General features: G+C 69.1%; 15 protein-coding genes. 12 read left to right on the top strand and 3 right to left on the bottom strand.

Features of this window, described 5'->3' with window-relative positions; translation table 11 throughout:
- Positions 1 to 5: 5 nt before the first annotated feature.
- Positions 6 to 356 (bottom strand): hypothetical protein, encoded by a 351-nt coding sequence (locus G6N49_RS06390; protein WP_011560695.1) that lies wholly within the window; start codon positions 354 to 356, stop codon positions 6 to 8.
- A gap of 146 nt (positions 357 to 502) precedes the next feature.
- On the opposite strand from G6N49_RS06390, the gene sucB reads away from it, so the two are divergent.
- The 6 genes from sucB to G6N49_RS06360 are packed head-to-tail and all read left to right on the top strand — an operon-like array spanning position 503 to position 7606.
- Complete coding sequence (sucB, locus tag G6N49_RS06385) at positions 503 to 2338, top strand: 2-oxoglutarate dehydrogenase, E2 component, dihydrolipoamide succinyltransferase (RefSeq protein WP_011560696.1); 1836 nt, start codon at positions 503 to 505, stop codon at positions 2336 to 2338.
- A gap of 4 nt (positions 2339 to 2342) precedes the next feature.
- Entirely contained in the window at positions 2343 to 3281 is a 939-nt protein-coding gene (locus G6N49_RS06380; protein WP_011560697.1) for a TIGR01777 family oxidoreductase, read from the top strand.
- An 11-nt stretch (positions 3282 to 3292) separates the two neighbouring features.
- Positions 3293 to 4009, top strand: coding sequence for a lipoyl(octanoyl) transferase LipB (lipB, locus tag G6N49_RS06375; RefSeq protein ID WP_011560698.1), 717 nt, complete (start codon positions 3293 to 3295; stop codon positions 4007 to 4009).
- Positions 4006 to 4983 (top strand): lipoyl synthase, encoded by a 978-nt coding sequence (gene lipA / locus G6N49_RS06370; RefSeq protein ID WP_011560699.1) that lies wholly within the window; start codon positions 4006 to 4008, stop codon positions 4981 to 4983. Before lipB ends, lipA begins: the two co-directional genes overlap by 4 nt.
- Before the next feature lie 4 nt (positions 4984 to 4987).
- Positions 4988 to 5740: a DUF4191 domain-containing protein gene (locus tag G6N49_RS06365; RefSeq protein WP_011560700.1), complete on the top strand. Its 753-nt coding sequence runs from the start codon at positions 4988 to 4990 to the stop codon at positions 5738 to 5740.
- 48 nt (positions 5741 to 5788) lie between these two features.
- Positions 5789 to 7606 carry an amidohydrolase gene (locus tag G6N49_RS06360; RefSeq protein WP_179967734.1) on the top strand — a complete coding sequence of 606 codons (1818 nt, stop codon included), beginning with the start codon at positions 5789 to 5791 and terminating at the stop codon, positions 7604 to 7606.
- Between the two features lie 57 nt (positions 7607 to 7663).
- Here G6N49_RS06360 and G6N49_RS06355 read toward each other — a convergent pair whose 3' ends face one another.
- A complete protein-coding gene (locus G6N49_RS06355) occupies positions 7664 to 8143 on the bottom strand; it encodes an RDD family protein (protein WP_011560702.1) in 480 nt (159 codons plus the stop codon).
- A 147-nt stretch (positions 8144 to 8290) separates the two neighbouring features.
- Here G6N49_RS06355 and glnA point away from each other — a divergent pair, with 147 nt between their 5' ends.
- The 6 genes from glnA (at position 8291) to G6N49_RS06325 (ending at position 14079) form a co-directional block, all read left to right on the top strand.
- On the top strand, positions 8291 to 9727 hold the full coding sequence (gene glnA, locus G6N49_RS06350; RefSeq protein WP_011560703.1) for a type I glutamate--ammonia ligase: 1437 nt from the start codon (positions 8291 to 8293) through the stop codon (positions 9725 to 9727).
- A 133-nt stretch (positions 9728 to 9860) separates the two neighbouring features.
- Complete coding sequence (gene dtd, locus G6N49_RS06345; RefSeq protein ID WP_041309734.1) at positions 9861 to 10292, top strand: D-aminoacyl-tRNA deacylase; 432 nt, start codon at positions 9861 to 9863, stop codon at positions 10290 to 10292.
- 32 nt (positions 10293 to 10324) lie between these two features.
- Complete coding sequence (locus G6N49_RS06340) at positions 10325 to 10867, top strand: DoxX family protein (RefSeq protein ID WP_011560705.1); 543 nt, start codon at positions 10325 to 10327, stop codon at positions 10865 to 10867.
- A 103-nt stretch (positions 10868 to 10970) separates the two neighbouring features.
- Positions 10971 to 12623, top strand: a complete 1653-nt coding sequence (locus tag G6N49_RS06335) for a PP2C family protein-serine/threonine phosphatase (protein WP_011560706.1) — start codon at positions 10971 to 10973, stop codon at positions 12621 to 12623.
- Positions 12620 to 13702 carry a cobalamin B12-binding domain-containing protein gene (locus G6N49_RS06330; RefSeq protein WP_011560707.1) on the top strand — a complete coding sequence of 361 codons (1083 nt, stop codon included), beginning with the start codon at positions 12620 to 12622 and terminating at the stop codon, positions 13700 to 13702. The genes G6N49_RS06335 and G6N49_RS06330 overlap by 4 nt, the downstream gene beginning before the upstream one ends.
- Positions 13699 to 14079 (top strand): STAS domain-containing protein, encoded by a 381-nt coding sequence (locus G6N49_RS06325; RefSeq protein ID WP_011560708.1) that lies wholly within the window; start codon positions 13699 to 13701, stop codon positions 14077 to 14079. The genes G6N49_RS06330 and G6N49_RS06325 overlap by 4 nt, the downstream gene beginning before the upstream one ends.
- On the opposite strand, the gene G6N49_RS06320 is transcribed toward G6N49_RS06325, so the two are convergent.
- A complete protein-coding gene (locus G6N49_RS06320; protein ID WP_011560709.1) occupies positions 14076 to 14936 on the bottom strand; it encodes a TIGR03619 family F420-dependent LLM class oxidoreductase in 861 nt (286 codons plus the stop codon). The two genes, G6N49_RS06325 and G6N49_RS06320, sit on opposite strands and share 4 nt — an antisense overlap.
- Between the last annotated feature and the right edge of the window lie 4 nt (positions 14937 to 14940).

The raw sequence follows: 14940 nt of genomic DNA, 5'->3' as shown, positions 1-14940 counted from the left end.
GTGGTTCACCCTTCGAGTTCGCGGCGGGCCGCGCGTTTGCGTTCGATGCGCCGTCTGGCGTCATAGTCGCGCATGCGCTGCGGATAGCCGACTTTCTGGACGTCGTAGACCGGGATCTTGAGCCGTTCGGACAGCCGGCGCGCACCCGCGTCTCCCCCGGCGCGCCGCCGGGTCCATTCGCCGTCGGCGGCGACGAGCACCACCGTGACGTCGGTGACGGTGGTCTTCGGTTCGACGTACGCCTCGACGCCGCGGTGTTCGGCCACCCACTGCCGCAGATATTTCAGGTCGGCCGCGGGGTCGCGGCCGTCCGCACGCGCGGCGCGGCGGCCGCGCCACTTGTCGAAGAGTCCCACCGTCTCCCTCGGCTCTCGTCAAACCCCTTTCGATAGTGCCAGAGCAATCACTCGCCGAGTCCACGACGAAGACGGCGGGGGAACGTGGAAGGATGGGTGTGACATTCGACCCGATACGACTGAGCCGTTCGAGGGAGTCACAACACATGGCCGTCTCTGTTCAGATGCCCGCACTCGGTGAGAGCGTCACCGAAGGCACCGTCACCCGGTGGCTCAAGCAAGAGGGTGACACGGTCGAACAGGACGAACCCCTACTCGAAGTGTCGACCGACAAGGTCGACACCGAGATCCCGTCCCCGGCCTCCGGCGTGCTGCAGAAGATCGTGGCGCAGGAAGACGACACCGTCGAGGTCGGCGGGGAACTCGCCGTGATCGGCGAGGGCGGCGAGGATTCGGGCGACTCCTCCGACGACTCGTCTTCCGACGAGGACGAGGACGAGGAGCCTGCGGAGGAAGCGGAGTCGGAGACCACCTCCGAGGAGTCCGACAGCTCCGAGGAGACCGACAGCTCCGAAGAGACCGAGAGCGAGCCGGAACCCGAACCGGAGCCGAAGAAGGAGTCGAAGCCGAAGCCGAAGTCCTCGGGTTCGGCGACCCCGGTGACGATGCCCGAGCTGGGTGAGTCCGTCACCGAGGGCACGGTCACCCGGTGGCTCAAGAAGGTCGGCGACAGCGTCGAGGTCGACGAACCGCTGCTGGAGGTGTCGACCGACAAGGTGGACACCGAGATCCCCTCGCCGGTCGCGGGCACCCTGCTCGAGATCATCGCCGAGGAGGACGACACGGTCGAGGTCGGCGGGGAACTCGCGAAGATCGGCGATGCCGATCAGGCCGAGGCCGAAGAGCCCGAACCGGAGCCGGAACCCGAGCCGGAGCCGGAGCCCGAACCCGAACCGGAACCCGAGCCGAAGCAGGAGTCCAAGCCGGAGCCGAAGCCCGAGCCCAAACAGGAGTCCAAGCAGGAAGCCAAGCCCGAGCCCAAGAAGGAGCCCGAGCCGCAGCAGGATGCCGAGCCGTCCGACGGCAGCGGCCCGTACGTCACGCCGCTGGTGCGCAAACTGGCCGCCGAGCACGACGTGGACCTGGCCGCCGTCAAGGGCACCGGAGTCGGCGGACGCATCCGCAAGCAGGACGTCCTGGCGGCGGCCGAGGCCGACAAGAAGGCCAAGTCCGGCCCCGAGGACGCCGCCGAGGCACCCGGGAAGGCGCCGGCCGCGGCGACGGCATCCGCGAACGCCTCGGACGCACCGCTGGCTCACCTGCGCGGCACCAAGCAGAAGGCCAACCGGATCCGTCAGCTGACCGCGAAGAAGACGCGCGAATCCCTGCAGGCGACAGCGCAGTTGACGCAGACCCACGAGGTCGACATGACCAAGATCGTGGCGTTGCGGGCCAAGGCGAAAAACGACTTCGCCGAGCGCGAGGGCGTCAACCTGACCTATCTGCCATTCATCGCCAGGGCGGTCATCGACGCGCTCAAACAGCATCCGAACGTCAACGCCAGCTACAACGAGGACACCAAGGAGATCACCTACTACGACGCCGAGCACCTCGGCTTCGCGGTGGACACCGATCAGGGTCTGCTCTCGCCGGTTATCAAGAACGCCGGTGACCTCTCGCTGGCCGGGCTGGCCCGCGCGATCGCCGACATCGCCGCGCGTGCCCGCTCCGGTGACCTCAAACCGGACGAACTGTCCGGCGGCACCTTCACGATCACCAACATCGGCAGCCAGGGCGCCCTGTTCGACACGCCGATCCTGGTGCCGCCGCAGGCGGCGATGCTGGGCACCGGTGCGATCGTCAAACGGCCGCGGGTGATCGTCGACGAGTTCGGCAACGAGTCGATCGGCGTGCGGTCGATCTGCTACCTGCCGCTGACCTACGACCACCGACTCATCGACGGTGCCGACGCCGGTCGCTTCCTGACCACCATCAAGCGCCGACTCGAAGAGGGTTCGTTCGAGGCAGACCTGGGTCTGTAACCCGGTGTCCACCGGAGCCGGGGGGCCGGCGACATCAGGCGGAGCTGTGATCGCGATAGCGGGGTCCTCGGGCCTCATCGGTTCGGCGTTGGTGTCTGCGCTGCGCGCCGAGAACCGTCGGGTCGTGCGGATCGTGCGCCGCGCACCCTCGAACGCCGACGAGCTGTTCTGGAACCCGGACAGCGGTGAATTCCATCCTGACGCGCTGCGCGGTGTGGACGCCGTGATCAACCTGTGCGGTGTCAGCGTCGGTCAGCGCCGCTGGTCGGGGGCGTTCAAGCAGAGCCTGCGCGACAGCCGCATCACCCCCACCGAGGTGCTGGCCAACGCGGTGGCCGACGCCGGGGTCCCGCTGCTCGTCAACGCCAGCGCGGTCGGCTACTACGGCGACACCCGCGGCCGGGTCACCGACGAATCCGCCCCCGCGGGAGACGGTTTCCTCGCGCAACTGTGCGTGGACTGGGAGGCCGCGACGGCGGCGGCGGCCGAGGACGGCGCCCGGGTGGTGCTGCTGCGAACGGGTCTGGTGCTGTCCCCGTCGGGCGGGTTGCTGAGCCGGCTCAAACCGCTGTTCGGCCTGGGCCTGGGTGCCCGGCTGGGCAACGGCAGGCAGTACATGCCGTGGATCAGCCTCGAGGATCAGGTGCGCGCCATGCTGTTCGCCGTCGCGCACGAGGACTTGTCGGGGCCGCTGAACCTGACCGGCCCCGCCCCGGTCACCAACGCGGAGTTCACCGCTGCGCTGGGCCGCGCGGTCAACCGGCCCACCCCGCTTACGGTGCCGGGGTTCGCATTGCGCACGGTGCTCGGCGAGTTCGCCGACGAAGGGCTGCTCGGCGGGCAGCGGGCGATCCCCGCCGCGCTGGAGCGGGCCGGGTTCACGTTCCACCACAACACCGTCGGCGAAGCGCTCGCCTACGCCACCGGCCCGCGCGACGCCTGACGAGTAGCGTCGTGTCCATGGCGATTTCGATCAGGTCGTCGACCCGTCCGGTCGAGGTGCGGCGACTGGGCACCGTCGAGTACCTCGACGCGTGGGAGCTGCAGCGCGGCCTCGTCGACGCGCGGGTGGCCGGCGGCTCGGATGCGCTTCTGCTGCTTCAGCATCCGTCGGTCTACACGGCCGGTAAGCGCACCGAACCGCACGAACGCCCGGCCGACGGCACCCCGGTGGTGGACACCGATCGCGGCGGCAAGATCACCTGGCACGGCCCCGGCCAGCTGGTCGGCTATCCGATCGTCGGGCTGGCCGAACCGCTCGACGTGGTGAACTTCGTGCGCCGCATCGAGGAGGCGCTGATCGCGGTGTGCACCGGCTTGGGCCTCGACGCCGGGCGGGTCGAGGGCCGGTCGGGGGTCTGGCTGCCGGGCGACGGCCTCCGGCCGGAACGCAAGATCGGCGCCATCGGCATCCGGGTGTCCCGCGGCACCACGCTGCACGGGTTCGCCCTCAACTGCGACTGCGACCTGTCGGCGTTCTCGGCCATCGTGCCGTGCGGGATCGCCGACGCCGGCGTGACGTCGCTGACCGCGGAACTGGGCCGCCGCGTCACCGTCGACGAGGTCACCGACGCCGTCGCCGCGCGGGTGTGTGACGCGCTCGACGGGAGGCTGGCCGTGTCCGGCGTATCCGTTGACACCTACGCCTCCGGCGTAGCATCGACACAGTGACCGTCACCCCTTCGGGATCCAATGGCGCCGGCTCCGCGGCTCCGGAAGGCCGCAAGCTGCTGCGTCTCGAGGTCCGTAACGCCCAGACGCCGATCGAGCGCAAGCCGCCGTGGATCAAGACCCGCGCCAGGATGGGCCCGGAGTACAAAGAGCTCAAATCGCTGGTCAAGCGCGAGGGCCTGCACACCGTGTGCGAAGAGGCCGGCTGCCCCAACATCTTCGAATGCTGGGAGGACCGCGAGGCCACCTTCCTGATCGGCGGCGAGCAGTGCACCCGGCGCTGCGACTTCTGCCAGATCGACACCGGCAAGCCGTCAGAACTCGACCGCGACGAACCTCGCCGGGTCGCCGAGAGCGTTCAGGCCATGGGTCTGCGGTACTCGACGGTGACGGGTGTGGCCCGCGACGATCTGCCCGACGGCGGCGCCTGGCTCTACGCCGAGACGGTGCGCGAGATCAAGCGACTCAACCCCAACACCGGCGTCGAGTTGCTGATCCCCGATTTCAACGGAGACCCGGCGCTGCTGGCGCAGGTCTTCGAGTCGCGCCCAGAAGTGTTGGCGCACAACGTCGAAACGGTGCCGCGCATCTTCAAGCGGATCCGGCCGGCCTTCCGCTACGAACGCAGCCTCGCGGTGTTGACCGCGGCCCGCGACGACAACCTGGTCACCAAGAGCAACCTGATCCTCGGCATGGGTGAGACGCCCGACGAGGTGCGCACCGCGCTGGTCGACCTGCACGAGGCGGGCTGCGACATCATCACGATCACGCAGTATCTGCGGCCCTCGCCGCGCCACCATCCGGTGGAACGCTGGGTGAAACCGGAGGAGTTCGTCGAGTTCGCGCAGTTCGCCGAAGGGCTCGGATTCGCCGGGGTGCTGTCCGGTCCGCTGGTGCGGTCGTCGTACCGGGCGGGGCGGCTGTACGCGCAGGCCGCGCGGCTGAAACCGGCCGCGACGCCACCCGTATCCTGAGGGTATGGCCAAGACCCGCAACACCGCCGCCACCAAGGCCGCCAAGGCCGAGGCGAAGGCCGCCCGCAAGGCCGCGTCCAAGCAGCGGCGCAGTCAGCTCTGGCAGGCGTTCCAGATCCAGCGCAAAGAGGACAAGCGGCTGCTGCCGTACATGATCGGCGCGTTCGTCCTGATCGTCGGGGCGGCGGTCGCGGTCGGTGTCCTCGCCGGCGGGTTCACGATGTACACGCTGATCCCGCTGGGCATCGTGCTCGGCGCGCTGGTCGCGTTCATCATCTTCGGCCGGCGGGCGCAGAAGTCGGTGTACCGCAAGGCCGAGGGCCAGACCGGGGCGGCCGCATGGGCGCTGGACAACCTGCGCGGCAAGTGGCGCGTCACACCGGGTGTGGCGGCGACGGGCCACTTCGACGCGGTGCACCGGGTGATCGGCCGTCCGGGTGTGATCTTCGTCGGCGAGGGTAACCCCGGCCGGGTCAAGCCGCTACTCGCCCAGGAGAAGAAGCGCACCGCGCGCCTCATCGGCGACACCCCGATCTACGACGTGATCGTCGGCAACGGCGAGGGTGAGGTGCCGCTGTCCAAGCTGGAGCGCCACCTCAACAAGCTGCCCGCCAACATCACCGTCAAGCAGATGGACTCGCTCGAGTCGCGACTGGCCGCACTGGGCACCAAACTCGGTCCGGCCGCGATGCCGAAGGGTCCGATGCCCGCGCAGGCCAAGATGCGCGGGGTCCAGCGCACCGTGCGCCGGCGCTAGCGGCGCGCCGCAGTCCCGGGCCGGTGGTCACCGGCCATACTTCCGCGGGTGTGTACTGCGTGCGAGTGGGCGCCCCATTTCCTGTCGTTCGGTGGCCGGACCACCCGTCGCACGGTGTTGCGGGCCGCGGCGACGGTGGCGGCGGCGTCCGCGGTGAGCGCGTGCTCCTCCCCGGCGCAGCAGTCCCCCGCCCCGGCCGGCTCCCCGGGCTCCGCAAACGCCCACGCGGACTTTGTGTTCCGCAACGGTGCGGTCTACACCGTCGACGGCCCGGCGCCGTGGGCGCAGGCGCTGGCCGTCAGGGGCGACACGATCGTCCACGTCGGCGACGAGGCGGGTGCGATGGCGCTGGCCGGACCGGCGACCCGGGTGGTCGACCTCGGCGGCCGCCTGCTGATGCCGGGCTTCGTGGAAGGCCACACCCACCCGTTCCTGGGCGCGTTCCTCACCTCGGGCGTCGATCTTCAGGTGCCGACGCTGGCCGATGCGCTGAGCGCGATCGAGGCGTACGCGAAGGACAACCCGACCGGGCCGGTGCGCGGATTCGGTTGGCGGGTGGACATGTTCGGACCCGACGGGCCCGACCGCGCCGAACTCGACCGCATTCTGCCCGACCGGCCGGCGTTCTTCTTCGCCATCGACGGGCACAGCCTGTGGGCCAACAGCACCGCGCTCGAGATGGCGGGCGTCAAGCGCGACACCCCCGACCCGATACCGGGTTTCAGCTACTACGCCCGCGACACGAACGGTGACCCGACCGGTTACATCCTCGAGGTGAACGCGGTGCTCGGCCTGGTCGACGCCGTCGAGCCGATCTCCCCGGACACCATGGGCACGCTCATGGAGGGTTGGCTGCCGAAGGCGTCGGCCGCCGGGATCACGTCGGTGTTCGACGCGGGTGTGCCGCCCATCGGCGACGACCAGGCGGCGTTGCTGCGCCTCTACGCCGACGTCGAACAGCGCGGTGCGCTGCCGTTCCGCGTCGTCGCGTCCTATTCGGTCCGCTCCGCACCGGTCGACGGTGCGGTCGACGCGCTCGAGGCGGTCCGCGAGCAGGTGTCCGGCGAGTTGGTGTCCGTCGACGTCGTCAAGATCGTTGGAGACGGCACCCAGGGCGGCTACACCGCCTGGCTCGTCGAGCCCTACGCCGACAAACCCGACTCGACCGGCGGGTCCCCGTTCACCGAGGAGCAGTGGCATCAGCTCATCGGTGCGGTCGACGCCGCGGGGTACGACGTGCACGTCCACGCCTGCGGGGAACGCACCGCCCGCGTCGCCCTCGACGCCGTCGAGCGCGCGATCGCCTCGAATCCGCGCCGTGACCGTCGGCATGCGATCGCCCACCTGGTGTTCGTCGAGGACAGCGACAATCCCCGCTTCGGCGCCCTCGGGGTCACCGCCCAGTTCTCGGCGAACTGGATGTCGGCGGATCCCGACACCCTCGAGAACATGGGCGCGCGCTACGGGTCACCGCGAAAAGACCTGCTCTACCGCCCGCAGGCGGTGCTGAGATCCGGCGGCCGGATCTCGCTGGGCACCGACTGGCCGGCCGCCGGCTACTTCTCCACGTACAAACCGCTCGACTCGATCCAGGTCGGGGTGACCCGGCAGCTGATCGGGCAGACCGACGCGCCGGTGCTCGAACCCGCCGACCAGCGGTTGTCGGTGGCCGAGGCGATTTACGCCAACACACTCGGTGCGGCGCACCAGTTGCGGCTCGACCACAAGGTGGGCTCACTCGAGGTCGGCAAGCTCGCCGACCTCATCGTGCTCGACCGCAACATCCTCGAGATCGACCCGCACGACATCCACCGGGCCAACGTCACGATGACGATGATGAACGGGCAGATCCGCCACGAGACCTGACACCGAACGCGAACTCGTGCGCGATCTTCGTGCCGATCTTCGAGCACTAGCTCACGTTCAGCGCCGCACCACGGCGGTCTTGGTGGCCAGGTCGTGCAGGCCCCGCAGATCCTCGTCGGTGAACAGTGCCGGAATCACCAGCGCGATCATCAGCCCGCGGACCAAAGCGCGGCCGAACCCCACGTGCTCCCGGTCGTCCATCGACACCACCATCAGGCCGAGCGCGTACTGACCGGGGGTGAATCTGAACAGGCGCACCGACACCGCCCCGATGACGAACCAGATGACGAGGATCACAGTCGACATCGCGCCCACCGAGATCAGCCCGAGCGTCATGGCCAGCGCGGCCAACCCGTAGGCGATGAACCAGTCGACGAGCATGGCGGCGACCCGGCGGCCGAACCGGGCCATCGACCCCGGCCCGCTGTCGGGCAACCCGAGCCGTTGACCCGGATATTCATTCGGTGGTTGGCCCGGGCCGCCGGGTCCGCGATTCGATTCCGGACCGGACAGCCAGGACCCGAGCGCGCGGGCCATACTGAAAGGATAGGCGGGCTCGCTGCGCCTGCCTCGAACCCGGGTGTGATGCTCCGCCGTAACTTCGGCGCAACATGCGGTTGACGACCGTGCAACATCGTGTCCCTAGCGTCAACGCGCGGGTTACCAGTAAAGGAGAAAACTAGAGTGGCAGATAAGACGGCCGACGACATCATCAAGTTGATCAAGGACGAATCCGTCGAGTACGTCGACATTCGGTTCTGCGATCTGCCCGGCGTCGTCCAGCACTTCTCGATCCCGGCTTCGGCGTTCGACGAGAGCGTTTTCGAAGACGGTCTGGCGTTCGACGGCTCGTCTGTCCGCGGCTTCCAGTCGATCCACGAGTCGGACATGATGCTGCTGCCCGACCCCGAGACCGCGCGCATCGACCCGTTCCGGCACGCCAAGACGCTCAACATGAACTTCTTCGTGCACGACCCGTTCACCCGCGAGGCCTACTCCCGCGACCCCCGCAACGTGGCACGCAAGGCGGAGAACTACCTGATCAGCACCGGCATCGCCGACACCTGCTACTTCGGTGCCGAGGCCGAGTTCTACATCTTCGACTCGGTGACCTTCGACTCGAAGATCAACGGCACGTCCTACGAGGTGGACTCCGAGTCGGGCTGGTGGAACACCGGTGAGCCGTTCGAGGCGGACGGCAGCGCCAACCGCGGTTACAAGGTGCGCCCCAAGGGCGGCTACTTCCCCGTCGCCCCCTACGACCACTACGTCGACCTGCGCGACAAGATGGCCACGAACCTGATCAACGCGGGCTTCGTGCTCGAGCGCGGTCACCACGAGGTGGGCACCGCCGGTCAGGCCGAGATCAACTACAAGTTCAACACGCTGCTGCACGCGGCCGATGACGTACTGCTGTTCAAGTACATCATCAAGAACACCGCGTGGCAGGAGGGCAAGACGGTCACGTTCATGCCCAAGCCGCTGTTCGGTGACAACGGCTCGGGTATGCACGCCCACCAGTCGCTGTGGAAGGACGGCCAGCCGCTGTTCCACGACGAGTCCGGTTACGCCGGCCTGTCCGACACGGCGCGCCACTACATCGGCGGCATCCTGCACCACGCCCCGTCGCTGCTGGCGTTCACCAACCCGACGGTGAACTCCTACAAGCGTCTGGTGCCGGGCTACGAGGCGCCGATCAACCTGGTGTACAGCCAGCGCAACCGCTCGGCGTGTGTCCGCATCCCGATCACCGGCAACAACCCGAAGGCCAAGCGCCTCGAGTTCCGCTGCCCGGACAGCTCGGGCAACCCGTACCTGGCGTTCGCCGCGATGCTGATGGCCGGTATCGACGGCATCAAGCGCAAGATCGAGCCTCAGGCCCCGGTCGACAAGGACCTCTACGAGCTGCCGCCGGACGAGGCCGCCAGCATCCCGCAGGCCCCGACGTCGCTGTCCGCGGTGATCGACCGCCTCGAGGAGGACCACGAGTACCTCACCGAGGGTGGCGTGTTCACCGAGGACCTGATCGAGACCTGGATCTCCTACAAGCGGGAGAACGAGATCATGCCGATCCAGATCCGTCCTCACCCGTACGAGGTCGCGCTCTACTTCGACGTTTAGTCGGCTCGCCGACGCGACGTTTAGTCGGCTCGCCGACGCGACGTCTAGTCGGCTCGCCGACGCGACGTCTAGGTCGACAGCGAAAGGCCGGGTGGCGTGCATGCCACCCGGCCTTTTCGCTTGGATGGAGCCCATGCGCGTTCTGGTCCAGCGGGTGTCCTCGGCAAGGGTCGTCGTCGACGGCGAGGTGGTGGGCGCCATCGCACCCGCCCACCAGGGCCTCCTCGCGCTGGTCGGGGTCACCCACACCGACGACGCCGACATCGCCCGCAAACTCGCCGAAAAGCTATGGCAGCTGCGCATTCTCGATGGGGAGCGCTCGGCTGCCGACGAGACGGCGCCCATCCTGGTGGTCAGCCAGTTCACCCTCTACGCCAACACCGTCAAGGGGCGGCGGCCGTCGTGGAACGCCGCGGCGCCGCGGCCGGTCGCCGAACCGTTGGTGGTGGCGTTCTGCGAGGCGCTGCGGGGGCTGGGAGCGCCGGTGCAAACAGGAGTTTTCGGGGCGCACATGAATGTGGAACTGGTGAACGACGGTCCGGTAACAGTGCTGCTGGAGCTCTGAAAATCCGCTGTGTTCGCGCGTAAGGTCACCCCATGGCGACCAATTTCGACGCTCGGCTGGCGAATTACTCGTCACCGTTGCTGAGCATCTTCCGGATCATCTTCGGGTTGGCTTTCACTCTGCACGGCAGCATGAAGCTGTTCGGCTGGCCGCTGGGCGAGTCGGTTCCGGTCGGCACCTGGCCGTTCTGGTGGGCCGGGCTGATCGAATTCGTCCTCGGCATCCTCATCACCGTCGGGTTGTTCACCCGCATCGCGGCGTTCATCGCCTCCGGAGAGATGGCGGTGGCGTACCTGTGGCAGCACCTGCCGAACGGCTTCTGGCCGTACGACCCGGGGGTGGGCGGCAACGGCGGCGAACCCGCACTGCTGTACTGCTTCGCCTTCCTGGCCCTCGCCGGCCTCGGCGCCGGCACGCTCTCGGTCGACGCCCGTCGCCGCGGCCGGATGGGAGCGGCCGGCGGTGTCGCGCCGAACCGGGTTGTGACCGGGTCAGCCGCACCGGCCGGATACCAAACGGGTCAGCCCGTCCGCCGGGGCGGCCTGCTCAGCCGCTTCCGCCGACCGCGCTACTAGTTGGCCCTCGACCGCGACGCACGGTAGCTTCGTCGACGGGGCCTTCACGTCTGTGACATGGGGACGCCGTATCTGAATCCGGTGGCCCCATTGAGGAGGCTGCATGGGCGCGGACGGTCCCATCGGCGTCGCCATGGGTCTCGACGCCGCGTGGTCGTCCATCCCCCACCCGGTGATCGTCGTGACCAGCGACGGAGTGGTCCGCGCGGTCAGCACCTCGACGCATTCGGTGCTGCCGTCGGCGATACCCGGCTCGGATCTGGACGACGTCGCTCCCCCGTGGTTGGCGCAGGCACACCGCCGGCTGGTCCAACGACTCGGCACACCCGACGCCGACGACGCTGCCGCATCCGGCAGCCTGCACGGCAAACGTTTCGAGGCCCGCCCGACCGTGCTCGACGGTCAGATCGCCTGGTGGTTGGTCGAGGACGCCGGCCGCGAGCTGTGGGATACGAAGCAGGCCCTGACCCGGGAACAGGCGCGCACCTCGTTCCTCGGCGAGGCCTCGGCGGTGCTGATGGCCACCCTCAACGTCGACCGCTGCATGTCGGCGACCGTCCACCTGGCGGTGCGGCACCTCGCCGACGCGGCGTCGGTCGTCGCCCCGGTCACCGGCAACCGGTTGCCGGTGGTGTGTGGTGACCGCGGCGCGGTGGAGCAGCGCACGGTCGAGGCGGATCCCTCGGATGTGCCGGGGCTCAGTGAGGCGCTGCGCGGCTTCCCACCGGTGCCGTCACGGTGGCTCGATCCGGCCGCACTGCCCGAGTGGCTGGTCCCGTCGACGTTCGACGGTCCGGTGGGGTCGGTGCTGATCACCCCGCTGCCCGGCCTCGGCGTGCCGGCCGGGGCGCTGGTACTGCTGCGGCGGGCATCCGAACCGGTCTTCGGAGAGGACGACGAGCTGTCCGCGCGGCTGTTCGCCGCACGTGCCGGTGCGGCCCTGTCCACGGCGGGGCTCTACGCCGAACAGTCGGCGATCACCCGCACACTGATGCGCGACCTCGTCCCGCCCCAGCTTCGCCGGCTGCACGGCTTCGAACTGGCCGGCGGGTATCGCGCCTCGGAGGACCATCAGATCGTCGGCGGCGACTTCTACGACGTCCACCCCGGCGCCACCCCCGAGGACGACACGTTGGTCGTACTCGGCGACGTATGCGGCAAGGGTCTCGAGGCCGCGGTCCTGACCGGCAAGATCCGCAACACACTCCAGGCGCTGGCGCCGCTGGCCCAGGACCACGGCGGTGTGCTCAGGTTGCTCAACAGCGCCCTGCTCTCGGCCGACCACACACGCTTCGCCACCCTGGTCCTGGCATCGGTGGCGCGCCGCGACGGTCAGGTGGTGCTGCGATTGACCAGCGCCGGGCACTGTGCGCCGTTGATCGTGCGCAGCGACGGGCGGGTCGAGGAGGCCGACACCCGCGGTCAACTGGTGGGTGTGCTGGAGCAGATCCAGGCCCGCACATTCGAGACGGTGCTGGCGCCGGGTGAGACGTGCGTCCTCTACACCGATGGTGTGACCGAGGCGTGGGGCGGACCGCTCGGTACCGACATGTTCGGTGAGCAGCGCCTCGCAGCCGCCCTCGAGGAGTGCGCGGGGATGCCCGCCGAAGCCGTGGTCGAACGGATCATGATGCTCACGACGCAGTGGGTGCGTCGCCGCGAGCACGACGACATCGCCGTCGTCGCCATCACCGCCCCACGCCGGACGCACCTCAGCGCGGTCGACGGCCACACCGCCGGGAGGTACACCGCTTGAGCAGGCATGACCTCGAACTCGGCGCCGAACACGCGGCCACCCGGGAGCAGCTGTGGAACGCAGTCCTCGATGGTGACGAATATGCCGCGGCCGCAGCGGTTTTCGCCGCGATCGACCGGGGCGTGAGCGCCGAGGTCGTCCTGCTCGAGGTCATCGCGCCGGTACAGCACCGCGTCGGTACCGAGTGGGCCGCCAATCGGATCACCGTCGCCGAGGAACACGCAGCCACGGCCATCAACGACCGGGTGATCGCGGCGCTGGCGCATCACCCCGCCAGCGCGCCCACCACGACGTGCGGGCGCGTGACGGTGGCGTGTGTGGACGGCGAATGGCACGCGCTGCCCGCACGACTGCTCGCCGAGGTGCTGCGCCTGCGGGGCTGGCAGGTCGACTTCCTGGGCGCGCAGGTGCCCACTCCCCACCTCATCGCCCATCTGCACCGGACCGGCCCGGTGGCCGTGGCGCTGTCGTGTTCCATCCCGACCCGGCTGCCCACCGCGCACGCCGCGATCACCGCGTGCCAGGCCGCAGGCGTTCCCGTCATCGCCGGCGGCGCCGCATTCGCGCCCGACGGGCGTCACGCCCGCCGGTTGGGCGCGGACGCCTGGGGTCCGGACGCCCGCGTCGCCGCGGACCTCCTCGGCCGGGGTCTGACCAGAGACCACCACACCTCGGCGCACCAACCCATCGACGATCTGCCACATCTGGGCGACCAGGAGTACACCATGGTCGGCCGGACCGCTCCGCAGCTGGTCAAGGCGACCGTCGGCGATCTGGAGGACCGCTTCCCGGCGATGCGGACCTACACCGAACGGCAACGCCAGCACACCACCGAGGACATCGCCCACATCGTCGATTTCCTCGCCACCGCGCTCTACCTCGACGACGACGATCTGTTCACCGGATTCGTCACGTGGACCGCCGACATCCTCGCCGCGCGCGGCGTACCGGCCACCTCGCTTCACCCCGCGTTGGAATCTCTGCAGGCTCAGCTGGTGGAGTTCCCACGCACTCAGCGGCTCCTGAACGCCGCCTTGACCGCCCTGGACCACACCGCCGACATGGAACAGATCGTATGAACCTGACCTCCTCCCTCGACGCCGCCGACCGGTCGGCCACCGTCCGCATCGCCGGTGAGCTCGACGCCGAGACGACCTCGGAGTTCGTCGACACCGCATCCCGGCTGCTCGAGACCAACCCCGGGCTTCGCGCGCTGCGCTTGGACTGCGCCGATATGACGTTCTGCGATTCCGCGGGGCTGTCGGGTCTGCTGCTCATCGAACGCCGGACCACCGCGGCCGGCGTCGACCTGCACCTCGACAACCGGCCGACCTACTTCGAGCGGGTCCTCGACATCACCGGGATCCTCGAGTACATCGCCGGGCGACGCGCGACCTCCGCACCCGCGCCCACCGAGGAGCCGGACGGCGACCGGGGCGAGACCGAACTCGGCTAGCGGTCCAGCCCGAGGTCCTTGCGGAACCGCTTCATCCCGTCGATCTTCTCGGCCAGCGTCGCGTCGGCACCGGTGTAGAACATCCACGGCATGGTCAGGATGTGGGTGATGCCCGCGGCCTCGGCACGGTCGTAGTCCGCGCGCACCAGCGCGTCGGTCAGCGGCGTGAGGATCGTGAAGTCGTCCACGGATTGCCCTGCCGCGGTGCGTAGTTCGTGAAGCCGATGCGCCACGGCGATCGCCCGGTCGGTGGTGATCAGATCGCCGATCCAGCCGTCGTTGCGCGCGGCACGGCGGAACGCGACATCGCTGAGGCCGCCGACGTAGATCGGGATGTGCGGCGGGGTGGGCTCCATCTCCAGGCGCGGCGTGGGGTAGAACTCGCCGTCGAACTCGGTCCAGCCCGGCTGCCACAATGCCCGGAACAGGTCGAGCATCTCGTCGGTGCGCCTGCCGCGACGGTCGAATCGCTGCCCCATCAACCGGAATTCGTCCTCGCACCAGCCGACCCCGACACCGAGTTCGACCCGGCCGCCGGCGAGGTAGGCCGCGGTGCCGATCGCCTTAGCCGCCGAATAGGGGTCGCGCATCGCCGGTACGTACACCGTGGTGACGAACTTCAACCGCGAGGTGACCTGCGCGAGGGCGCCGACGAGCACCCACGGGTCCGGCCAGTGCGTGAACGGCTGCCAGCGCCGCTCTCCGTCGCGGGTGTACGGATACGGCGTCTCGAGTGTCTCGAGGTTCACCACGTGGTCCGGGATGCCGAGACCGTCGTATCCGAGTTCGTCTGCGGCGCGGGCGATGTCGAGAATCTCGCTGGTGTCGACGAACGCCGGGCTGACGTAGTACTTCATCCGG

This window comes from Mycolicibacterium monacense, from assembly GCF_010731575.1.
Classification (GTDB): Bacteria; Actinomycetota; Actinomycetes; order Mycobacteriales; family Mycobacteriaceae; genus Mycobacterium; species Mycobacterium monacense.
Note: the sequence above shows the minus strand (reverse complement) of the source record. Positions and strands in the feature narration are given on the sequence as shown.

Bases quoted from the DNA above. Each gene is read 5' to 3' on its own strand.
- G6N49_RS06335 (WP_011560706.1), top strand. From the start codon at position 10,971: ATGGGCGCGGACGGTCCCATCGGCGTCGCCATGGGTCTCGACGCCGCG.
- sucB (WP_011560696.1), top strand. From the start codon at position 503: ATGGCCGTCTCTGTTCAGATGCCCGCACTCGGTGAGAGCGTCACCGAA.
- dtd (WP_041309734.1), top strand. From the start codon at position 9,861: ATGCGCGTTCTGGTCCAGCGGGTGTCCTCGGCAAGGGTCGTCGTCGAC.
- G6N49_RS06325 (WP_011560708.1), top strand. From the start codon at position 13,699: ATGAACCTGACCTCCTCCCTCGACGCCGCCGACCGGTCGGCCACCGTC.
- G6N49_RS06320 (WP_011560709.1), bottom strand. From the start codon at position 14,936: ATGAAGTACTACGTCAGCCCGGCGTTCGTCGACACCAGCGAGATTCTC.
- G6N49_RS06340 (WP_011560705.1), top strand. From the start codon at position 10,325: ATGGCGACCAATTTCGACGCTCGGCTGGCGAATTACTCGTCACCGTTG.
- G6N49_RS06355 (WP_011560702.1), bottom strand. From the start codon at position 8,143: ATGGCCCGCGCGCTCGGGTCCTGGCTGTCCGGTCCGGAATCGAATCGC.
- G6N49_RS06365 (WP_011560700.1), top strand. From the start codon at position 4,988: ATGGCCAAGACCCGCAACACCGCCGCCACCAAGGCCGCCAAGGCCGAG.